We start from the raw sequence: 21723 nt of genomic DNA on the forward strand, positions 1-21723 counted from the left end.
TTAAGAAATATGATAAGTATTAAAATTTATAAGTGAGGATATATTATGATTGTTTTAAGTTGTAGAAATATAAAAAAAAGTTACGGTATACAAGAGGTATTAAAAGATGTAACAATATCTATTAATGAAGGAGACAAGGTAGGTTTAATTGGCCCCAATGGAGAAGGTAAATCAACCCTATTTAAAATATTATCAAAAAATCTAACTCCAGATTCCGGAGATATTTTTGTAGATAAAAATAAAACAATAGGATATCTTTCACAACATCTTAACCTTGATTCAGAAAATACAATTTACGATGAGGCATGTAGTGTATTTAAAAATTTAATAGATTTAGAAAATAAAATTAAATCTTTAGAAATTAAAATGAATGAACCTTATGATGAAGATAATGCATCATACCATGAAAAGTTAATTAAAGATTATACTACTGCACAAGAACTTTATTCCCATAGGGGTGGTTATACATATAAAGGTGATATAGCAAAGGTCTTAAAAGGTCTTGGTTTTTTAGAAGAAGACTTTAATAATTTAATTGAAAATTTAAGTGGAGGTCAAAAAACTCGTGTAGCATTATGTAAGCTTTTACTTCAATCTCCAGATATATTACTTCTAGATGAACCTACTAATCACCTTGATTTAGAAGCAATTGAATGGCTTGAAGAATTCTTAAGTACATATAAAGGAACACTGTTAGTAATATCCCATGATAGATTCTTCTTAGATGCTGTTACAAATAAAACATTTCAAGTTATAAATGGTCATGTTAATTGTTATAATGCTCCTTATACTAAGTATTTAGAACTTAGAGAAAAGGATTATGAAACTCAGCTTAAAGCGTATAACCTTCAACAAGCTGAAATAAAGAGACAAGAAGAAATAATACAAAAATTCAGATCATTTAATAGAGAAAAAAGTATTAGAAAAGCTGAAAGTAGAGAAAAAGCTTTAGAGAAGCTTGATAGATTAGATGCACCAGATAAAGAAAAAGGAGCTTCTAAAATTGCTTTTGAAACCATTGTTAAGAGCGGACATGATGTTCTTCATATTGAGAATCTTGCAAAATCTTTTGGAGATACAAAGTTATTTAGTAATGTATCTTTTGACTTAAAAAGAGGCGAAAAGGTTGCTTTAATAGGCGAAAATGGTAGAGGTAAAACAACTTTACTTAATATTATAATGGGTAAAGTAAAAAGTGATTCTGGTAAAGCACTTTTAGGTGCTAATGTTAATATTGGATATTATGATCAAGAGCAATCCGATTTAGATTATAATAAAACTATTTTAGATGAAGTTTGGGATGCCTTCCCTGATTTAACAACAACTAAAATCCGTACTGCCCTTGGCTCATTCTTATTTACCGGAGATGATGTTTTCAAAAAGATAGAAACATTAAGTGGTGGAGAAAAATGTAGAATAAATATTTTAAAGCTTATGCTATCACAATCTAATTTTCTCCTTTTAGATGAGCCTACCAATCACTTAGATATACCATCTAGAGAGGCTCTAGAAGATGCTATATTAAATTATGATGGTAGTATGCTTATAGTATCTCATGATAGATACTTCTTGAATAAGGTAATAAATAAAATAGTTGAATTAAAAGAAAATGAGATGACTGAATATCTTGGTAATTATAATTATTATATAGAAAAGAAAGAAAATCCAACTCGTTTTGAATCTTATGAAGAAATAGCTAACGGTAAAACAAAAACTCAAGTTAAAGATGAGAAAAAAAAGGTTAAACTTGCTCAAAAAGAAATAAGAGTTAAAAGAACTAGACTTAGAGAAGTCGAAAGTGAAATATCAGAGTCTGAAGAATTACTTGAAAAGTTAAATAATGATTTATGTTTAGAAGAAATTTATTCAGATCCTAAAGAGGCTGAAAGAGTAAATCATGAAATTTCAGAAACAGAATTAAAAATCGAATCTTTATATGAAGAATGGGAAAACTTAAGCGAAGAATTAAATAATTAATTATAAGGAGGATGACTTTATATACCATCCTCCTTATTTTATAAAATACTAAGCCTTAATTTATATATGTTTTCTTCTTTTTATTTATTATATATACAGTTTCTTCTTTTGAATAATTTGAAATATTTATTTCATTCCATCTTATATACGATGGTTTTTCATATAATTTTTTATCTATAATTTCTATTATTCTATAATTTCCATCCTCTATGTTTGAAAATTCCACCCTTCCATTTTCATCACTATATTTACTTACTACAAGATAAGGTGATACCCCATTTATTCTATATAAATTTATCTTTATCCCTTCTAACTTTTCCCCATTTATGCTATCCATTAATGTGTGTACAATTATATTTCCCTTAATATTTCTACTTTCATCACATTTATGTGATTCAATTCTCTTATCATTTTTTTTATATGCTTCTCTTCTCAAATAAAAACCCCCCTAAATTAATCTATAATATACACACTATGATTAATGTTAGGATGTTGTGATTAGAAAAATAATTGATTATATTTATTTTTTAATAAAATTTATAAAGACAAATGTCAGGATGTGATATTCATCACTCCTGACATTTGCCTTTATGCGGTTACATATTTATATATAAGTTATTTAATATTTTCAGTTTCCTTTTTCCCTACACCATTTAATACTAAATTTAGTATTACTCCAACTATTGCTGCAAAGCTTAAACCAGATATTGTAACAGTTTCTGTTATTTTAAGTCCTATAATAAATCCAAAATTTTCATTTAACATAGGGTTTATATATGGTGCTATTAAACCTACAAATAATATCGCTCCCATTATTATGATATTTCTCCAGTTAAATTTAACATTTTCATTTTTTATTGTTTTAGTACCTACTATAGCTATCATAGTAAATAACATCAAACTTATGCCTCCCATTACTGGCTCTGGAATAGTTCTTATTGCTACACCAAATTTTGATATAAGACTAAGTGCTATAGCAAATACTGCTGCTAATCTTAATAATGATGGATCATAATTCTTAGTAACTGCAAGTACACCTGTATTTTCTCCATATGTTGTATTTGCAGGTCCTCCTAATAATGAAGCAGTTAATGTAGCTAGTCCATCTCCAAGGAATGTTCTATTTAAACCAGGATCTTCTATAAAATTCTTACCAACTACCATTCCATTTGTTGTTATATCACCTATATGTTCCATAAATACTGCAAGTACAACTGGTGCTATTATAGCTATTGCACCTATATTAAATTTTGGCAATGTAAAGTTTGGAATTGAAAATAGAGTTGCTTGACTTATAACAGTTGTATCTACGAAACCTATAAAAAGTGCAACTGTATATCCTACAGCCACTCCTATAAGTATTGCTATTTGTTTAATAAAGCCTCTTCCGAAAAATCTTATCATTAATGTTGTTCCAAGGGTTATAGCTGCTAAAATTAAATTTTTACTTGCCATATTTAATGCTGTTGGTAGTAAATTTAAACCTATCACCATAATCATAGGTCCAACCACTTGTGCTGGTAGTACTCTTTTAACTTTATCTACACCTATTTTCTTTATAAGGAATGATGTTAGTACATATAAAAGCCCAGCTACGAACATTCCACCTTGTGCATATCTTAAATCACCATAATCTACTTTTACTACATTTATCACTGCTATAAATGCAAAAGATGATCCTAAGAACACTGGGACTTTTCCTTTAGTACATGCATGGAATATTAAAGTTCCAACGCCTGCTGTAAATAATGCAACTGACGGATCTAAACCAGTTAAGATTGGCACTAATATTGTTGATCCAAACATCGCTATTAGATGCTGCATAGCTAATACACATCTTATAACCTTTTCTTTTATTGTTCTTTCTGTTTTTAATTCATATGTTTCAAATAATTGCATAAAATTATCACTCCTTGTTATATATAAGGAGAAATCTATTAAACTTCTCCCTTTTTCAGCCTCTCTGGACTGATTTTAAAAGGTATAAAAAAAACTTCTTACTTTAGTAAGAAGTTATAATTACTCGCAAATGATTATATATAAGTATGCCTATATATAATAATATTTCCTTCTTACTAGCCTCTCTGGACCAATTTAAAGAATATTTTATTATTTGAATTATATCATATATATACGACTTAATTCAACATTTTTTTATTATGAATATATATATTTTTTTTACTTAAAATATATATATTCATATATTATTTAAAAGAAGGTGTAATCATGACAAAAAAAATATTAACTTTTTTAATAATAATCTTTTCATTAGTCTTAATACCTCAACTATCTTCTTTTGCTTCTTCTAATGATTCTAAGGAAGATAACTCTAAAGAAAAAACAATATACTTAACCTTTGATGATGGACCATCTAAGAAGGTTTTACCTGATATATTAGATACCTTAAAAAAAGAAGAAGTTAAAGCAACCTTCTTTGTTATTGGAGAAGAAATAAAAGGTCAAGAAGAAGTTTTAAAAAGAGTTCATGAAGAAGGTCACTCTATAGGACTTCACACTGTCACTCATGAAAAATGTAATATTTATTCTTCAAATAATTGCTTTTTAAATGAAATGCTTAATAATCAAAAAATTATAAATGAAACAATTGGAATATCTCCTACAATTTTAAGATTTCCTTTTGGGTGTAATAATAGTTATTATAAACTTACTCATTCTATGGTAGATTTACTTCATAAAAATAACCTTAAAATTTATGATTGGAATGTAGATAGTGGTGATGGTGCTAATCACAACTTAAATCCTTCTACATATATAAAGAATTCAAAGAGTAATAAAGATATGATAATACTTTTAATGCACTGTGGTAATATTAATAAAAATTCTGCAAAAGCATTACCAGAAATTATATCTTATTATAAATCTAAGGGATATACTTTCAAAAAAATAGATGAATCAACACCAGAACATTTCCACTACATAAAAAAGAACGAGCAATAAATACTCGTTCTTTTTATTTACTAATAAACTGTTTACAAAATAATTTTTTAACATTTTCAAAATTATCTGGTTTACTAAAATAATATCCCTGAATCTTATCGCAACAAATACTTTTTAAATAAATAACTTGTTCCACATCTTCCACCCCTTCAGCTATGACTTTTATTCCAAGCTGATGTGAAAGATGTATAATATTTTCTACAATACACCTACTCTTTACATTACTCATTAAATCTATTACAAAACTTCTATCTATTTTTAGAATGTCTATAGGTAATTTTGTTAAATAGTTTAAAGATGAATATCCTGTCCCAAAATCATCTAATGCTACACTTCCTCCAAGTTCTCTAATTTGATTTAATATTTTAACATTTTTATCAAATGATTTCATTAAAATACTTTCTGTAATTTCAACTTCTATATACTTTAATGGAATATTATACTTTTCCATAAGATCTTCAAGATCTTTAATTATCGTATTATATCTTAATTGTAGCTCTGATAAATTAACGGCAATTTTAAAATCATCATATCCTTCTAATAATAATTGTTTTACTTTTTTAAATACCTCTTCCAGTACAAATCTTCCAATTGGAAGAATTAATCTAGTAGCCTCTGCTGTTGGTATTATTTCATTTGCACTTACAAGGCCAAGTTCCCTACTATTCCATCTAAGAAGTGCTTCCATTCCATGCATCTTAGAGTCATTTAAAGATACATTAGGTTGAAAGACTACAAATAGCTCATTATCTTTCATTGCATTCTTAAGACATCTTTGAAGGGTATATACTCTATTAAGCTCTGTATATATACCATTATTAAAAAATATGTATCCATTCTTTCCATTCTTTTTAGCATAATACATAGCAGTATCAGCTGATTTTAGAAGCATATTGAAATCATTACCATTATGAGGGGAAAGTGCAATTCCAATACTTGCAGTTATATAAAGTTGCTTTCCTTTTACATTTAAAGGAGATTCAAAAACTTTCATTATCTTCTTTGCAAATTTTTCTGCATCTTCAATATTTTTAATATTTGGTTCAAATATAATAAATTCATCACCACTATATCTGCCTATAACACTACATTCGGTTAAAATTGATGTTAATTCATCAGCTATTAAATATAATAATTTGTCTCCAACTTCATGATTAAAGATATCATTTATAAACTTAAAATTATCTAGGTCAATTAAGAAGAATGCTCCAATGTCTCTACACTTTTCACATCTTGAAAGATAACTATTTATAACACTTTTCATAAAATATTTATTTGGCACACCTGTTGTTGTATCATACTCTACTATCTTATTGTACTTTTTTTGCAAAACCTTTTCACATGTTATATCTGTTAATATTCCAATGTATGAAAATCCATCTTTAGCATTGTTGTCCTTTTTAAAAACACATTTAAACCAATATGTATTATTATCCTTATTTATACCTTTTAAGATAAACTCATTTATCGCATTACTATTCTGCAAAGAATTAATAAGTCCTTGAAAGACGACCTTACTATTACCATCTAGTAATAGTAAGAACTCATCTTTAGTTAATTCAACGTTACATTCTTCTATATTAAATATAGCAGTAACTAGTCCACCTACCAGCTGTACCTTTTCTTCTTCTGGATTCCATCTTATAAATGTATCCCTTGTATATTTATAAGTATTTTTTGTAAAAATCAAATTATCTATATTGATTTTCCCTGCAAAGTCAGATAGTTTCAGAGCAGAAACTTTTTCATTATTTTTGATATCTCTATCATGATATTTCATTGTCATTACCCTTAAGCTAAATTATTCATTTTTATCTTTATTTAAGCTTTCCTCTTTTCTTTTTTTGTCATTAATTAATGTCACAACCAAAGCTGTAGTAGCAGCGGCTAAAGCTGCAAATTTACCTGTTTTTTTTATATTCATAATTAACCACCTCTCTCTTTTTTATACATCTTTCCTTTATTATAACCCATTTTATAGCATCTATTCTATAGTAAAATATAAAATTTCAAATTGAAAAAATAGTAGCATTCTTAATATTTAAATGCTACTATTATAAATCATAATTATTTAAATTGATTTAATGAATCTTTGTATTCATATTCACCTTTATCTAGAGTTTCTATTAATACTTTTTTATCAATATCCATATCTTCACATAAAAGATCTAGATTAGAGTAATAATCTCTAAGCTTAAGATTAATTACACTTACAAGAATATTTACATCCATTTCTTTTATTTCTTCTGTAGTCACTTTATATCATTCCTTCCTAGCTTCTATAAATCTGAAAAACTAATTATTTTTATGTTATTTTTTAAAACATACTCTTTTATTTCCTTTGATGTTAGTATTTCAAGTTCTTTCTCTCTTATCATATTATAAGAAGAAATATCTTTAATCTCTTCTCCATTTACTGATGGATGCGCCATAAACTCCACAACATCATATTCTTTTTTTAATTTGCCTAATCTATCAATTAAATATTCAAGTGATATATTTTTCAAATAAAATGAATTATCAAAATAATCAGGGCACTTTATATTATTTTCATCCAATATATACTTCATATCATTAAGAGGACATCTCATAGGTACATTTAACTCTTTTGCAAGTTTTATTACTAAATTAAATACGTATTTATTATATGCATAAAAATGATGATGTCCATCAATATGATTAAGTTTCATACCTGTATCTTGGAACTTTTTAATCTGAGCTCGCAGCTCCCTTTCTACTTCTTTAATATCTATGTTAGAAGGTATTAGATCTGGTTTCCTATAGAAATTTCCATTTTCATCACATATACTCTTTACTTCATCTTTTTGAAGTACTGGTTTTCCACAAGTAAGAGTTAAATGTATACCCATCTTATCTATCCCTTCATTTTTTGCCATATCTATTGCTTCTTCAAAAAATGGCATATTTGCCATAGCTGTTGTATCACCCATCACTCCAGTTTTAATGCATTTTATGATTCCTTCTGATACCCCTTTTGTTATTCCAAAATCATCACCATTAATTATTAACCTCATTGTTCCCATCCCTCTTTCTTATTTAATCTCTAGTTTATAAAATTAGTTTAATTAGTTTATATTCATACTTTAATCTAATAGTAAATTTAATTTACCTCAGGCTATTTCCTAGGACATATTAAAATTAACCTTATAAATTTCCTTTTAATTATAGCATCATTTGTTAACTATCCCAATTCTTCCTTCAATTTTTTTAACTATTATTCCAGATAAAATTATAGTTATAGATTCTACTATAGGTATAGTCATCCAAACTCCATTCACCCCAAAAATTATAGAGAATATATTAAGAACTATTATGATTAGTACAAATCCCCTAATTAATGATAACCAAGTAGATAATTTAGATTTTTCTATGGATTGTAAGAAACCTATATTAACTATATTTATTCCCATTGGAATGAAGGCTAAGAAATATATTCTAATTCCCTTTGTTGCTATTTCAAGTAACCCTTCTGTATTACTTGAAAAAATACTTATTAAAACCTTTGGCATAAATAATCCTATACTTAAAAATACTATTCCTGATATAAGTGCTATTCTTATTCCCAATTTATAAGTTTTAAAGACTCTTTTCAATTTATCAGCTCCATAATTCACTCCAAGTATTGGCTGAATACCTTGTGATATACCATTGAAAATTGCAACAAATATTAATGCTACATTAGCAATAATACTATATGCTGAAACAGCTAAATCACCACTTATCTTAGCAAGCTTTACATTAAACATAAATATAACTATTCCTGCTGATATCTCTAATATAAAACTTGGGAATCCATTTGATAAAATTCTTTTTACATACTTTGTTGATAAACTTTTCATATTAAACTTTATTCCATTTCTCCCAGTGAAAAAATGACTAAGTAATATTGCTATACCAACAATCTGCCCTATAGTTGTTGCTATAGCAGCCCCCTTCATTCCCATGTTAAGTGGAAATATAAATATATAATCTAATACTATATTAGTTATGTTAACTCCTATAATTGCCCACATTGACTTTTTAGGATCTCCATCATTCCTAACAAACACATTCAAAATACTTGCCATTATAAAAGCTATACTTCCTCCAAGAATTACTTTTAAATAATCCATAACAAGTGGTAATAATGTATCTGAAGCTCCAAGAATAATAGAAATTTGCTTTAAAAATATACTTCCAATCACTGTTATTAAAACACCTATTATAAATGCAATAGAAATTGATACTGTAAAAATTTCATCTAATTCATCATATCTCTTTTTTCCTATACTTATAGCAAGAACAGTTGCGCCGCCAACACCACATATAAGACCAATTGAGTTAAATAAATTATATATAGGTATTCCGATATTTAATGCTGCAAGACCATCATTTCCTATTCCTTGTCCTATAAACATAGTATCTAAAAAGATACATAAAGAAAGCCCAAGCATACCCGTAACACTGGGAATCATATATCTAATTATTAATTTTAATATATCTTCTTTTAGTAGATCTACTTTTTTCATTTCTTGTTTTCTCCTAATTCTATTTAAAACTATTTATTAATAATTACATCCTATATTATTAGTCTTCACTCTCATAATCAATCTTCTTAAATTCAATATTAAATTCATTTTTATTTATATTGATTATTGCAAAGCTTATTTTATTGTCATAAGATAAACCTAATGAACCTGGATTTATTAAAACTTTACCTTCATAAAAGGATAAAAGACACTGATAGTGAGTATGACCAAACAATACATACTCAAAATCGCCTTCATAGTCCATTAAAAATTTCTCTATACTTTCCCCAGTATATAAAATTGGTATATCTCTATTATTATTTTTTCTACTATGAACCATAAGAAATTTTTTATTATATAAATTAATAACTCTGCTTTTTGGAATATTTCTAAGCCATATTTTTTCATCATTACTTAGTTCATCATCTAAAAATACTAAATCTTCATCATGATTTCCGCATACATTTATAAATCTCTCATCATTCTTTATTATTCTTATAACTTCAATTGGTCTTAATCCCCCAAGTATATCACCGAGATTTAACACTATATTTATTTTATTTTTTTCTATGTAATTAATAAAATAATCTAACGCTTTTAAATTCCCATGCAAATCAGATATAATAGCTACCCTCAAAAATCTCTCCTCCTAAAATCATATAACCTAATAAATTTATATTAACATAAATAACTTTAATCTAATACTTATAAATATAATCTTTCTAATATATTAATTAAAACTTGCTTTTAAATTAATTAATACTAATATACTTTTGAAATAGTAAGTGATCTCTCTTCAAAATGAAATGTTGTTGAATATGTTGCTAACTCACTTGATATATCTTTAGACGATGTTATGGCGATTGGAGACAACTTTAACGATCTTTCAATGTTCAAAAAAGTAAAATATAGTGTAGCAATGGGTAATGCTAAAGATGATATTAAAAAAGAGTGTAAATTTGTTACTCTAAAAAATGATGAGCATGGAGTTACTCATGCTATTTATGAGCATATAAAACTAGCATAATTATATAAAAAAAGTGGCTAATACTAGCCACTTTTTATTCTTCTTCATTATAAAAATCTAAATAAGAATGTTTTACTCCATCCTTTTCCCATCCTAAGATAGAATCCATAGATACATTTTCTGCTGCTTTAAATATTGATTTATCTACTCCATCAAAGTTTTCTTTAAGATTTTTTATTAGATCTTTTATTTCAAATCTCTTATTTCCGACCTTTTTAGCTGCAACCATACACGCACAGTTAAGAGGCCATATTCCACTATAATTTATGAATCTCTTAATATAATCTTCTTCTATAAAGTACATTGGTCTTATAAGTTCAAGACCTTCAAAATTCTTTGACTTAAGCTTTGGTAGCATTGTCTTAAAGTTTCCTGCATAAAGAATATTTAAAAGAGTTGTCTCTATAACATCATTATAGTGATGTCCAAGGGCAAGCTTATTACATCCAAGTTCTTGAGCTTTTGCATATAAAGAACCTCTTCTCATTCTTGCACAAAGATAACAAGGATACTCACTAGCCTTTTCATCAATAACCTTAAATATTCCTGATTCATAAATATGTATTGGTATATTTAGATAATTACAATTATCTATTAAAAGTTCTCTTATTTGTTCGTGATATCCTGGATCCATAGCAATAAACTCTAAATCAAATTTAATTTGACCATGCTTTTGAATTTCCTGAAATAATTTTGCCATAAGAAGTGAATCTTTTCCACCTGAAATAGCTACAGCAATTTTATCTCCTTCTTCAATTAGATTATATTGCTTAACTGCCTTAACAAATTTAGTCCATATCTTTTTTCTATATCTTTTAACTATACTTCTTTCAATTTCCTCTAAGGTTTTCTTTTCCTCTTCTGGAATTAATCTTTCACAACCTTGTCCTGCTATACTCATCTTATCACCTCGTTCATCAAAATATTATATCATTTTTCTTATAAAAGTAAAATGAAAAGCCAGTATTAATACTGGCTTTTATCTAATAATCGTATATACTACTATTTTGGCACATAGTAATCTTTAATGTATTACCCTCTACCATCTTCTTGTATGAGCATAAAAACTCATTTAATTCAGTATCATTTAAATCTATTGATTTTTCACTTACTATAGTTACATATTCTTTATCTAAAATAATTCTTACATTATTATTTTCATTTTGTATTGAATATTCTTCTATTTGTTTTGCTAAAACCTTCTTATTATATTTTTCTTGGAATGACATTTTCTTTCTTAGCTTTTCATAATCGGGCTGAATATCTTCTAAATTTATATCAATTCCCATATTCTTCAAACTTTCTTCCATACCTGAAGGATCAAAACCATACCTTTCCATAACCTTCTTTTGTATTTCAAAAAGCTTTTGCTGAGAAATATTATTTTCCTCCATGTATTTTGAAATATTTAAAGAGAAGTCACTTAAACTCATCTCTCCTGTTTGTGTTTTATAAAACAAATCATACATATAACCTTCAAATTTATCTATATCTTTTTCATTTACTCTATTTTTTAATTCATTAAAATCAATTATTCTCTCATCGCTCATAAATTTCAGCTCCTTAATTTAGATTTATGTCCCCTTACTCATTATTATATATCAAAATAAGGCACTACAAAAGTAGTACCTTATTAAATATAAATTAATTATCTATTCTTAACTTTTGTAAATGCTTCATCATAAAGTTTCAATTTATCACCTAAATACTCATAAGTCTCACATTTATCTACAACGTCCTTTGGCATATAAGCATTTGGATTATTTTTAACATGATCTTCCTGTGCTTCTTTAGCTTCCTTTTGAGGTGTTGTATATCCAATCTCCTCTGCTATCTTTAAAGCTGGATCTTTGCTACATAAATAATTTATAAACATTTCTGCTTCTTTTTTATGCTTCGCTCCCTTTGGAATTACTAATGAATCAACCCAGAAATCTGCTCCTTCCTTTGGAACTACAAATTCTAAATTTTCATGCTCATCAGCTAAATTAAGCCCCTCACCTGACCATAATACACAAAGTGCTGCTTCACCTGCAACCATCTTATCTAAAAGATCATCATCCCCATAAGCTAAAAGATTTCCACTAGTATCTAGTTTTATTAATTCATCTTTAGCTTTATTTATTTCTTCTGGATTAGTTGAATTTATTGAATATCCAAGTCTTTTTAATGATACTCCCAGTGCATCCCTCATATCATCTAACATAAATACACTCTTTTTATATTGTGGATCCCAGAGACTATTCCAACTATCAATTTTTCCTTTAACTAAATCCTTATTATATAAAATGCCTATTGTTCCTGACATATATGGAACTGAATATTCATTTTTAGGATCAATTGACTTACCTTTAAAAGAATCATCTATCTTATCAAAGTTTGGAATATTACTATAATCTATCTTCTCTAATCTATCTTCTTTTCTTAATTGATCAACCTTATAATCTGATGGAACTGCTAAATCATATTGTACAGCACCAGAAGATAGTTTAGCATACATCTCTCCCATATTTGCATATGTATCTTGTACAACTTTAATTCCAGTTTCTTTTTCAAAATCACTTATAACTTCATCTGGTATATTTTCTGCCCAGTTAAAGAAGTTTATAGTAACCTGCTCTTGTTTATTCTCAGTACTACATCCTACAAATAATGTAGCCATAAATACTGCTGAGATTATTGAAGCAATAATCTTTTTGCTTTTTCTCATTTCATTATGTCCTCCTGTTTTTATTTTATATATATTATATATTTTTTATTAACTTTTGGGAATAAAAAATATAAGAGTACTAAGTTACTTTATAAACTTGAAATACTCTTATAACCTATACTTATTTTTTCTTTTTATTAGTAATCTTTGATGTTATTTTTCTTTTATTTAGTGGCCCATTTGCAGCCCCCTTGTAAAGCTTCCATTGTCCATAAAGACCTATTAAATAAATAGGTATTGTAAGACCCACAAGTCCTGGGAATAATCCTATAACTAGTGTGGATGATCCAATAGCTATTGGTATAAAGCTAACTTCATATCTATCGCATATTTTGTAGTACATATAAACTGAATAAACTACATACACAGCCATACTTACTTCTCTAACTATCCCTGAAGTAAACATAGAAATAATTAGAGGTACAATAAATAACATGTTTCCCTTTCCAAGCTTAATTAATATATATGAATTACCTATTGGTATCCATGCTAACCATGGGTTGTCTACATTTTCTTTTTTAGCTATTCTATATGTTGCTAGAGCAACAAATATATAATTTATTAAAGTAAATATAGTTATTATAACAAATAGCATAGACATTGTTTTTAATAATTCATTTGATATTTCCATACTCTTTTCCCCTCCGTTTAATTAGTAATTTCATATTACCATAATTTATTATTACTTGTCTCTATTTTGTAAACTTTTTTTCTATTTTGTGAACTTTCTCAATAATTAATGGATAATTATATAATTTATACGCAAAATAATACTTAATTAGATTAGGAGGTCATTTTATGAAAGATAAAAAGAAAAAGATAAATTCCACAAAGTGTAATTGCAAAATGTCTAAAGAACCAAATGACGGTAACTTCATAGAAAGAGATCCTAGAGATAGTTTCTCTGCTGAAGGAACTGTAAGATATGGAGAAGAAACTGATGTAGATGACATCTAAATAAAAATAAGTGGTGATTTAATTTTAAATCACCACTTATTTTTATTTGTTAGATAGTACTCTATTAATTCCTGTAACTGCATATAAAGTACCTTTAATGAAATTAAATTTCGAAGCTACCCTTTTTTATATTTTATCTACTATTATTCCAGAGGCTCTCCTACCTCTTCAATTATTTTATCTAAACTTTCTAGTACTACTTGTCTAAAAAATCTATTCTCTCCTAAGGATTTATCTACAACTTCTACTGTAATATCTTCATTCTTTAATTTCCCTAAAAAGCTTTCTTTACTTTCAGCTATGATATCCTTTTTAAAATGATATCCTTTAGTGATAAGTATAGGTACTATTGTTACCTTAGGGATATTATCATCTTTTATATTAGATATTACATTTTTATAATCATCTTGCTTATTTATTAAAGCAACATAACTTTGTCCTTTACTTTTTTCTTTTATTGCACTTTTAATATATTCTTCTTCTAAAGATTCTTCTGAATCTAATACGCCATGACAAATAAAAAGAATGTTATCATATTTATTAAAATATTCATCAATTAAATTTTTATTTTCTTCTAGAATAGGTTTTGTTATTTTTATAATCTCAAAAGAATTTATATATTTATTTGTTACCTCTTCAACCTTTGAATATTCCTTACCTTTTGAAAAATACAGAGTTTCAACATATACCTCATCATAATTTTTCATTTTAAGTTCTTCCAAAGTATCTTCATAGCTCTTAACATCTAGAGTTAATTTACTAAGCATTTTTTTACTAGTTAGTGCAAAAAAACAATCAAATTTTTCTCCGTATTTTTCTTCTACATCTTTTTTAAAAGGAAGCAGGTATTTATTAAATCCTGCATCCTTAGCTGTTCCAAAAGCTACTATTACTATAGCTTTCTTTCTTTTCATCTATTTTGCTTCCTTCTTTGCAAATCCTTCAAATGCCTTTAAGAACTTATCAATATGCTCTTCTGTATGCTTAACTGATAAAAATACTGCTTCAAATTGTGATGGTGGTATATTAAAGCCTTCATTTAACATATGAAGGAAGTATCTCTTAAATCTTTCTCCATCACATTTTTTAACATCTTCATAACTTTCTACTTTAGAATCGTCAGTAAAGAATATTGTCATCATTCCACCTACTCTATTTACAACTGAACCTATTCCATTTTCTTCTGATATTCTAGCAATACCTTCTTCTAACTTCTTTCCAAGAGCTTCTATCTTATCATATCCATCTAAATTATTTTTAAGTTTTGTTAATGTTGCAAGTCCAGCTGCCATTACAATAGGATTTCCTGACATTGTTCCTGCTTGATATACTCCTCCAAGAGGTGATAAATGCTCCATTATTTCTCTTTTTCCACCATATGCACCACATGGAAGTCCGCCTCCCATTATTTTTGCATATGTTACTAAATCAGGCTTTTCTTCAAATAGACTTTGAGCACCTTTAAATGCAACTCTAAATCCACTCATAACCTCATCAAAAATTAGAAGTGCGCCATGCTCATCACATAATCTTCTTAAAGTTTTGATAAAGCTATCCTTTGCTTTTATAACACCCATATTACCTGCAACTGGTTCTATAATTACGCATGCTATATCATCTCCATATTTAGAGAATAGATCTTCCATACTTTTTTCATCATTATATATACCTATTAAAGTATTTTTAATACTATCTTCTGGTACTCCTTGTGATCCAGCTATTCCTTCAGTTAATACTCCTGAACCTGCTTCAACTAAGAATCCATCAAAATGTCCATGATAACAACCAGCAAATTTAACTATTTTATTCTTTTTAGTATATCCTCTAGCAAGTTTTATAGCACTCATTGTAGCTTCTGTACCTGAGTTTACCATTCTTATCATGTCTATTGTATCTAAATTTTCGCACATAAACTTACTTACTTCAAGCTCAAGTTTTGTTGGAGCACCAAATGCTAATGCAATTTTTGATTCTTCATTTATAGCATTAACAACATCAACATCACAGTGACCTAATATTAATGGTCCCCATGCTAGAACGAAATCTATATATTCATTTCCATCCTCGTCTTTTATAATTACGCCATTTCCACTTTTAATTACTGGAGGATTAATTCCCATATCTTTAAAGCATCTAACTGGACTATTAACTCCACCTGGCATATATTTTTTTGATTCTTCAAATATTTTTTCATTCATCATCTGTTATCTCTCCTATCTTCTTAAAAGTTTTGAGGCTTCTAATGCATGGTAAGTGATTATTATATCTGCACCAGCTCTTTTCATTGATAATAAAGTTTCAAGTATTATTTTCTCTTCATCAATTAATCCCATTTTAGCTGCTGCCTTAACCATTGCATATTCTCCACTTACATTATAAGCGCATACAGGAGTCTCTACAGTATCTCTTACTTCTCTTATTATATCTAAATATGAAAGAGCAGGTTTAACCATTACTATATCTGCACCTTCTTCAATATCATATAATACTTCTCTTATAGCTTCTCTTCTATTTGCAGGATCCATTTGATAAGTTTTTCTATCACCAAAAGCAGGTGCTGAATTTGCTGCTGCTCTAAATGGTCCATAGTATGCAGAACAGTATTTAGCTGAATAACTCATTATTGAAACATTTTTAAATCCAGCCTTATCTAATGCTTCTCTTATTCTGTATACTCTTCCATCCATCATATCTGATGGTGCTATCATTTGTGATCCAGCCTTTGCATGTGAAACTGCAATCTTACATAAATAATCTAATGTTTCATCATTATCTACATCTCCATCATGTATTATTCCACAATGTCCATTATCTGTGTATTCACACATACATACGTCTGTACTAACTAAAAGATCATTAGTTAATTCTCTTATTTTTCTTGTAGCTCTTTGAACAATTCCATTATCAGCATATGCTTCACTTCCACAACAATCTTTATGATCTGGAAGTCCAAATATCATAATTCCTTTAATTCCAAGGTTAACTGCTTCCTCTACTACTTCCTTTAGCATATCAACTGAATAGTGATATACTCCTGGTAATGATTCAATCTCTCTTTTAATTCCTTCACCTTCAACAGCAAATATTGGTAATATGAAATCTTGTGGAGTTAATATAGTTTCTCTAACTAACCCTCTAATATTTTCATCTGCTCTTAATCTTCTTCCTCTTCTCATTGTTTACTACACTTCCTTTAACATTTCCTCTATCTCTTTTAAGAATCCATCCTCTGAATGTTCCTTGCAAACTAAAGCATCAATTCCATCTTCTTTTATAGCTTTATTAGTTATTGGACCTATTGCAATGCATATCTTTTCTTTTATTCTATCAAGACCAACCATCTCTTTCATATTTTCAAAAGTTGATGGAGATGTAAATAATATTGCATCTACTTCTTCAAAAGCCTTTTCATTTTTAAGTTCACCTTTTAATACATCATATATATCTACTTTTGTAACATCAGCTCCAATATTTTCAAGTTCATCTTGAAGGAGAGTTCTGCTTTTTGCTGATGCAGGTATAAGTATTTTATCTCCTTTATTTACATAAGGAGTAATTACATTTAAAAGACCTTCTCCTACAAATTCTCTTGATACTTTAAATGGAACTATTCCTTTTTCTTCTAAAGCTTTCTTTGTTGCTTTTCCAACCACTGAGAATTTTGCTTTTATTGTTCTTATATCAATCTTTTCTTTAATTAAGTAATCAAAGAATATCTTTACCCCATTTACTGAAGTTAATAAAATATGATCATATGTACTAATATCATTTTTGTATTTATCTAAATTATTACTAGTATCTTCTATAACTATTGAATTTATTTCTGTAACTTCAGCACCTAAGTTTTTAAGCTTAACTTTTAACCCTTTAGCTTGACTTTTTGAACGAGTAACACATATATTTTTACCAAATAGAGGTTTATTTTCATACCATGATAATTCATTTTCTAATGAAACGACTTCCCCTATTACTATTATACATGGTGACTTAAGCTTAGCCTCTTCAGCTTTCTTTGAGATATCTTGTAATGTTCCTATAACTTTTCTTTGCTTTGATGATGTTCCTCTCATTACAACAGCAGCCTTTGTAGTCTTATCTTTTCCATACTTTATAAGTTCACTTACAATGTAATCAATATTTGAAAGCCCCATCATAAATACTAGTGTTCCATTTTCTTTAGCTAAGGCTTCAAAGTTTACATTTAAACTTCTAGCTGACATACCAGTAACTATATGGAAGCTTTGAGCTAACCCTCTATGAGTAATTGGGATACCTGCATAGTTTAAAACTGCAATTGGAGACGTTACTCCTGGTATTACTTCAAATTCTATTCCTTCTTCTTGAAGTGCTAATACTTCTTCTCCACCTCTACCAAATACATATGGGTCTCCGCCCTTTACTCTTCCAACTATATGATCCTTTTTAGCTAATGCTACAATCATATCATTTATTTCCTCTTGAGTCTTATAGTGCGCACCTGGTTCTTTTCCACAATAATATATTTCACAATCATCATTTAAATAATTTAATATATTGTTTGATACTAATCTATCATAAAGAACTGCTGTACACTCTCCAAGCACTCTCTTAGCTTTAAGGGTTAAAAGTTCTTCATCCCCAGGTCCTGTTCCAATAATATATGCTTTACTCATTTTATACCTCCAAATTACTACTTACCTAATATTTTATCCGCTAGTTTTTTCCCTAATATTTCACTATCATATTTATTTCCAGTTATATCTTTTCTAACTATTTTTCCATCTACCATATATGTTCCAATCATATATATATCATCACCATTTATTTCGGAATAAACTCCAATCATACTATGGCAATCTCCACCTAATGCTCTCATAAAGCTTCTTTCTCCTGAAACTTCTATTCTTACTTTCTCATTATCCATTGATTTTAAGATATTTTTGTGCTCAAAGGATTTAAGACATTCTATTCCTAATGCTCCTTGACCTACTGCTGGAAGAAATACTTTAGGATCAAAATAATCTGTAATTATGTCTTCCATGCCTAATCTTTTAAGACCTGCAGCTGCTAGAATTATCCCATCCATATTTTCTTCTTCCATCTTTTTAAGTCTTGTTTGAACATTTCCTCTAATTGGAACTATCTTTAAATCACTTCTAATTTCTTTAAGCATTTCAGCTCTTCTCATGCTACTAGTTCCAATTACAGCACCTTCTCTTAAATCATTAAATGAGATATTATTTCTTGATATAAAAGCATCTCTTATATCTTCTCTCTCTGGCATACAAACAAGCTCAAATTCATCTAAAAGTTCATGTGGAACATCCTTCATACTATGTACAGCAAGATCAGCTTTTCCTTCAAGCATCTTTTGTTCAATTTCTTTAACAAATAAGCCTTTACCACCTATTTTATTTAAAGTTATATCAAGTCTTCTATCCCCCTCTGTTACAACTAGAAGCTTTTCTGAATCAACATTTCTTCCTTTTAATAACTCCATAACCTTTTCTGCTTGAACTTGAGCTAATTTAGATTTTCTTGTCGCTACAATAAATTTCATTACTTCACCCTACCTAATTCTTAAATAATTTATTAACTAATTCTTCTTCATAAAAAAGCTTTAAGGTAAGCTCTTCTTTTCCCTTACTTATAATATATTTGAAATCATCACTTATTATAAAATCTAATATCTCATCTTTTTTATTTTTAATAGATTTTATATTATTTCTTATAATAGATGTTATCCTTATAAAATCGTCAAATTCTTTAACCTCATCTAATATATAATCTCCCATCATCCTTGATGCCTTTGGATTTCCTCTTAAAGTATTAACTCCTAAAAATACTTCCTTACTTCTCATATTCATTGGAACAACACCTATACCACCTTTAGGATTCTTACAGTCTATATATATTTTATCTAAATCTTCACAACTCTTTATTATACTTTTTATTATACTATCATCGTCAATTGCAATTATAACTATATGATTACCCTTTAAGAACTTTTCATCATATTCACTTTTTATTATTCTAACTTTTTCACAACTTAGTTTATAAAACTCTTCATTTATATCTTTAGCCACAATTTTAATATTACATCCATTTGATAAAAATGTTTTAGCTTTAATAAGTGCGGCTCTTCCAGCTCCAATTATTAAAACATTTATTTTATTTGAAAAAAGAGATAACATAATATATTCTAAATTTTCTCTATAAATATCTTCTTTAGAATTCTCATGCATTCCTCACCACATCCTCTTATGGTTTCTTCTTTTAGAGTCTCTATAGCTCTATTTACATAAGCGTCCGAAGTACTTTTCATAAGCATTTTTACTAACTTATCTTCTCTACCTTCTTTATTCTTAAAGGTAGTATATCTTTTAATATATATTTCTTCTCCATGCTTTTTAAAATCTTTTATGTACGGTGCTACTTCTCTAAGACTTCTCCACTTATTATAAGCATCTAAATACTCATCTATTAAATAATAAAATTCGTTCATTCTGTCTTTTCGTAAATCTTTATTCTCATCATCTACTTTACTAATTTCATCTATATTATAAACAGTAACTCTATCTAATTCATTAACATCCTCACTTACATCTCTCGGAAGTGCCAAATCAAATATTAATAATTCTTCTCCTTCTTCTTCAATTTCCTTCTTTGAAATTACAGTATGTGGAGCTGATGTACATGATATTATTGAGTCAACTTTATTTATATATTCAGCTCTTTCATCAAAACCAATTATTTTGATATTTTCATTTTCACTATAATCTAGTGAGCTCTTATTCCTTACAGCAATAATAATATCCTCTATATTATGGGACAATAAATGTTTAACAACAAGCTTTCCAACTTCTCCATGTCCAAGTACCATAAAGCTTTTACATTCACTACTAATTCCTTTATTTACTGCTATTGATGCAGATGATACTGGTATTTCATAAAGTTTTGCTTCATTTCTAAACTTCTTACCACAAGTTATACCTTCTTGGAATAACCTTTGAAGCTCTAAATTAACTGAACCAGCTTCTAATGCTTCCATATATGCATCTTTTACTTGACCTAAAATTTGATCTTCCCCTAAAATCTTTGAATGAAAACCACATATAACTTTAAATAAATGTTTTGCAGCACTATCACCTGTTATATAAAATATGTACTCTCTTAATTCTTCATCCCATCCTAAAGAATTAAAAATAATTTTTAATACTTCATGTTCTTCTAAAGAATGATTAAAGTAAATTTCTGTTCTGTTACAAGTGCTTAAAATAACAACTTCATCTAAGCTTTCCTTTAAATCATTCATAGCTTTTTCTCTCAGCTTAGGCTTTATAGAAAATTTTTCTCGTATTTGCAATGGAATATTCTTTTGTATTCCTAAAACTGCTATCATCTTCTCACTCCATTAAAATATTATGTAAAATTATCGTAAAACTTTAATTATGTAAACGACCATTTACTCTTTATTATACAACTATTTACGATTATCTTCTATTCATTTTTATATAATAAAAATATCACTAGATACAGACTTTCAAATTTAATTGTAAATCAGACTCTAGTGATATTCAAATAAT

General features: G+C 27.9%; 22 protein-coding genes and 1 pseudogene. 4 read left to right on the plus strand and 19 right to left on the minus strand.

The features are described from left to right. The first annotated feature begins 45 nt into the window (after window positions 1-45). Window positions 46-1977: a ribosomal protection-like ABC-F family protein gene (abc-f, locus tag K5V21_RS12205; protein ID WP_221861478.1), complete on the plus strand. Its 1932-nt coding sequence runs from the start codon at window positions 46-48 to the stop codon at window positions 1975-1977. A gap of 55 nt (window positions 1978-2032) precedes the next feature. Here abc-f and K5V21_RS12210 read toward each other — a convergent pair whose 3' ends face one another. Further along, window positions 2033-2413, minus strand: a complete 381-nt coding sequence (locus K5V21_RS12210) for a SpaA isopeptide-forming pilin-related protein (protein WP_245000711.1) — start codon at window positions 2411-2413, stop codon at window positions 2033-2035. A gap of 179 nt (window positions 2414-2592) precedes the next feature. Continuing rightward, on the minus strand, window positions 2593-3876 hold the full coding sequence (locus tag K5V21_RS12215; protein ID WP_221861479.1) for a uracil-xanthine permease family protein: 1284 nt from the start codon (window positions 3874-3876) through the stop codon (window positions 2593-2595). A 327-nt stretch (window positions 3877-4203) separates the two neighbouring features. Between K5V21_RS12215 and K5V21_RS12220 the strand changes: the two genes are divergently transcribed. After that, window positions 4204-4935, plus strand: a complete 732-nt coding sequence (locus K5V21_RS12220) for a polysaccharide deacetylase family protein (RefSeq protein ID WP_221861480.1) — start codon at window positions 4204-4206, stop codon at window positions 4933-4935. Window positions 4936-4948: 13 nt separating this feature from the next. Here K5V21_RS12220 and K5V21_RS12225 read toward each other — a convergent pair whose 3' ends face one another. The 6 genes from K5V21_RS12225 to K5V21_RS12245 form a co-directional block, all read right to left on the minus strand. Then, the gene (locus K5V21_RS12225; protein WP_221861481.1) at window positions 4949-6715 is read right to left on the minus strand and encodes a putative bifunctional diguanylate cyclase/phosphodiesterase; all 1767 of its coding nucleotides are present in this window, start codon (window positions 6713-6715) and stop codon (window positions 4949-4951) included. A gap of 21 nt (window positions 6716-6736) precedes the next feature. After that, window positions 6737-6859 (minus strand): hypothetical protein, encoded by a 123-nt coding sequence (locus K5V21_RS19525; protein ID WP_279381495.1) that lies wholly within the window; start codon window positions 6857-6859, stop codon window positions 6737-6739. Window positions 6860-7002: 143 nt separating this feature from the next. Continuing rightward, on the minus strand, window positions 7003-7191 hold the full coding sequence (locus K5V21_RS12230) for a DUF4250 domain-containing protein (RefSeq protein ID WP_307494965.1): 189 nt from the start codon (window positions 7189-7191) through the stop codon (window positions 7003-7005). A 23-nt stretch (window positions 7192-7214) separates the two neighbouring features. Beyond that, on the minus strand, window positions 7215-7970 hold the full coding sequence (locus tag K5V21_RS12235; protein ID WP_221861482.1) for a carbohydrate deacetylase: 756 nt from the start codon (window positions 7968-7970) through the stop codon (window positions 7215-7217). A gap of 156 nt (window positions 7971-8126) precedes the next feature. Further along, window positions 8127-9464, minus strand: a complete 1338-nt coding sequence (locus K5V21_RS12240) for an MATE family efflux transporter (RefSeq protein WP_221861483.1) — start codon at window positions 9462-9464, stop codon at window positions 8127-8129. A 58-nt stretch (window positions 9465-9522) separates the two neighbouring features. Then, on the minus strand, window positions 9523-10101 hold the full coding sequence (locus tag K5V21_RS12245) for a metallophosphoesterase family protein (protein ID WP_221861484.1): 579 nt from the start codon (window positions 10099-10101) through the stop codon (window positions 9523-9525). A 183-nt stretch (window positions 10102-10284) separates the two neighbouring features. On the opposite strand from K5V21_RS12245, the pseudogene K5V21_RS12250 reads away from it, so the two are divergent. Further along, window positions 10285-10491 (plus strand): annotated as a pseudogene (locus K5V21_RS12250) (HAD hydrolase family protein); the annotation flags it as partial. Between the two features lie 34 nt (window positions 10492-10525). Here the strand turns inward: K5V21_RS12250 and K5V21_RS12255 are convergent. The 4 genes from K5V21_RS12255 to K5V21_RS12270 form a co-directional block, all read right to left on the minus strand. Beyond that, window positions 10526-11392 (minus strand): tRNA 2-thiocytidine biosynthesis TtcA family protein, encoded by an 867-nt coding sequence (locus tag K5V21_RS12255; protein ID WP_204593672.1) that lies wholly within the window; start codon window positions 11390-11392, stop codon window positions 10526-10528. A gap of 82 nt (window positions 11393-11474) precedes the next feature. Beyond that, the gene (locus K5V21_RS12260; RefSeq protein WP_221861485.1) at window positions 11475-12041 is read right to left on the minus strand and encodes a DUF3867 domain-containing protein; all 567 of its coding nucleotides are present in this window, start codon (window positions 12039-12041) and stop codon (window positions 11475-11477) included. Window positions 12042-12139: 98 nt separating this feature from the next. Continuing rightward, window positions 12140-13201 (minus strand): ABC transporter substrate-binding protein, encoded by a 1062-nt coding sequence (locus K5V21_RS12265; protein ID WP_221861486.1) that lies wholly within the window; start codon window positions 13199-13201, stop codon window positions 12140-12142. Between the two features lie 121 nt (window positions 13202-13322). Next, window positions 13323-13832 (minus strand): hypothetical protein, encoded by a 510-nt coding sequence (locus K5V21_RS12270; RefSeq protein WP_221861487.1) that lies wholly within the window; start codon window positions 13830-13832, stop codon window positions 13323-13325. Between the two features lie 167 nt (window positions 13833-13999). Here K5V21_RS12270 and K5V21_RS12275 point away from each other — a divergent pair, with 167 nt between their 5' ends. Continuing rightward, complete coding sequence (locus tag K5V21_RS12275; RefSeq protein ID WP_221861488.1) at window positions 14000-14158, plus strand: hypothetical protein; 159 nt, start codon at window positions 14000-14002, stop codon at window positions 14156-14158. Window positions 14159-14301: 143 nt separating this feature from the next. Here the strand turns inward: K5V21_RS12275 and K5V21_RS12280 are convergent, their stop codons facing one another. The 7 genes from K5V21_RS12280 to hemA are packed head-to-tail and all read right to left on the minus strand — an operon-like array spanning window position 14302 to window position 21539. After that, entirely contained in the window at window positions 14302-15072 is a 771-nt protein-coding gene (locus K5V21_RS12280) for a sirohydrochlorin cobaltochelatase (protein ID WP_221861489.1), read from the minus strand. Then, the gene (gene hemL, locus K5V21_RS12285; RefSeq protein WP_221861490.1) at window positions 15073-16359 is read right to left on the minus strand and encodes a glutamate-1-semialdehyde 2,1-aminomutase; all 1287 of its coding nucleotides are present in this window, start codon (window positions 16357-16359) and stop codon (window positions 15073-15075) included. Between the two features lie 12 nt (window positions 16360-16371). Beyond that, window positions 16372-17334: a porphobilinogen synthase gene (gene hemB / locus K5V21_RS12290; RefSeq protein ID WP_221861491.1), complete on the minus strand. Its 963-nt coding sequence runs from the start codon at window positions 17332-17334 to the stop codon at window positions 16372-16374. A 6-nt stretch (window positions 17335-17340) separates the two neighbouring features. Then, a complete protein-coding gene (cobA, locus tag K5V21_RS12295; RefSeq protein ID WP_221861492.1) occupies window positions 17341-18810 on the minus strand; it encodes a uroporphyrinogen-III C-methyltransferase in 1470 nt (489 codons plus the stop codon). Between the two features lie 17 nt (window positions 18811-18827). Beyond that, entirely contained in the window at window positions 18828-19697 is an 870-nt protein-coding gene (gene hemC / locus K5V21_RS12300; RefSeq protein WP_221861493.1) for a hydroxymethylbilane synthase, read from the minus strand. Window positions 19698-19710: 13 nt separating this feature from the next. Further along, complete coding sequence (locus tag K5V21_RS12305; protein ID WP_221861494.1) at window positions 19711-20382, minus strand: NAD(P)-dependent oxidoreductase; 672 nt, start codon at window positions 20380-20382, stop codon at window positions 19711-19713. Next, on the minus strand, window positions 20340-21539 hold the full coding sequence (hemA, locus tag K5V21_RS12310; RefSeq protein WP_204593662.1) for a glutamyl-tRNA reductase: 1200 nt from the start codon (window positions 21537-21539) through the stop codon (window positions 20340-20342). Before hemA ends, K5V21_RS12305 begins: the two co-directional genes overlap by 43 nt. Window positions 21540-21723 lie beyond the last annotated feature (184 nt).

This window comes from Clostridium sardiniense, assembly GCF_019753795.1.
GTDB classification, from domain to species: Bacteria; Bacillota; Clostridia; order Clostridiales; family Clostridiaceae; genus Clostridium; species Clostridium sardiniense.

What these genes read in the sequence shown, in the direction of transcription:
- abc-f (WP_221861478.1), top strand. Translation starts at nt 46, where the DNA reads ATGATTGTTTTAAGTTGTAGAAATATAAAAAAAAGTTACGGTATACAA.
- K5V21_RS12215 (WP_221861479.1), bottom strand. Translation starts at nt 3,876, where the DNA reads ATGCAATTATTTGAAACATATGAATTAAAAACAGAAAGAACAATAAAA.
- K5V21_RS12220 (WP_221861480.1), top strand. Translation starts at nt 4,204, where the DNA reads ATGACAAAAAAAATATTAACTTTTTTAATAATAATCTTTTCATTAGTC.
- K5V21_RS12225 (WP_221861481.1), bottom strand. Translation starts at nt 6,715, where the DNA reads ATGAAATATCATGATAGAGATATCAAAAATAATGAAAAAGTTTCTGCT.
- K5V21_RS19525 (WP_279381495.1), bottom strand. Translation starts at nt 6,859, where the DNA reads ATGAATATAAAAAAAACAGGTAAATTTGCAGCTTTAGCCGCTGCTACT.
- K5V21_RS12235 (WP_221861482.1), bottom strand. Translation starts at nt 7,970, where the DNA reads ATGAGGTTAATAATTAATGGTGATGATTTTGGAATAACAAAAGGGGTA.
- K5V21_RS12240 (WP_221861483.1), bottom strand. Translation starts at nt 9,464, where the DNA reads ATGAAAAAAGTAGATCTACTAAAAGAAGATATATTAAAATTAATAATT.
- K5V21_RS12255 (WP_204593672.1), bottom strand. Translation starts at nt 11,392, where the DNA reads ATGAGTATAGCAGGACAAGGTTGTGAAAGATTAATTCCAGAAGAGGAA.
- K5V21_RS12260 (WP_221861485.1), bottom strand. Translation starts at nt 12,041, where the DNA reads ATGAGCGATGAGAGAATAATTGATTTTAATGAATTAAAAAATAGAGTA.
- K5V21_RS12265 (WP_221861486.1), bottom strand. Translation starts at nt 13,201, where the DNA reads ATGAGAAAAAGCAAAAAGATTATTGCTTCAATAATCTCAGCAGTATTT.
- K5V21_RS12270 (WP_221861487.1), bottom strand. Translation starts at nt 13,832, where the DNA reads ATGGAAATATCAAATGAATTATTAAAAACAATGTCTATGCTATTTGTT.
- K5V21_RS12275 (WP_221861488.1), top strand. Translation starts at nt 14,000, where the DNA reads ATGAAAGATAAAAAGAAAAAGATAAATTCCACAAAGTGTAATTGCAAA.
- K5V21_RS12280 (WP_221861489.1), bottom strand. Translation starts at nt 15,072, where the DNA reads ATGAAAAGAAAGAAAGCTATAGTAATAGTAGCTTTTGGAACAGCTAAG.
- hemL (WP_221861490.1), bottom strand. Translation starts at nt 16,359, where the DNA reads ATGATGAATGAAAAAATATTTGAAGAATCAAAAAAATATATGCCAGGT.
- hemB (WP_221861491.1), bottom strand. Translation starts at nt 17,334, where the DNA reads ATGAGAAGAGGAAGAAGATTAAGAGCAGATGAAAATATTAGAGGGTTA.
- cobA (WP_221861492.1), bottom strand. Translation starts at nt 18,810, where the DNA reads ATGAGTAAAGCATATATTATTGGAACAGGACCTGGGGATGAAGAACTT.
- hemC (WP_221861493.1), bottom strand. Translation starts at nt 19,697, where the DNA reads ATGAAATTTATTGTAGCGACAAGAAAATCTAAATTAGCTCAAGTTCAA.
- K5V21_RS12305 (WP_221861494.1), bottom strand. Translation starts at nt 20,382, where the DNA reads ATGCATGAGAATTCTAAAGAAGATATTTATAGAGAAAATTTAGAATAT.
- hemA (WP_204593662.1), bottom strand. Translation starts at nt 21,539, where the DNA reads ATGATAGCAGTTTTAGGAATACAAAAGAATATTCCATTGCAAATACGA.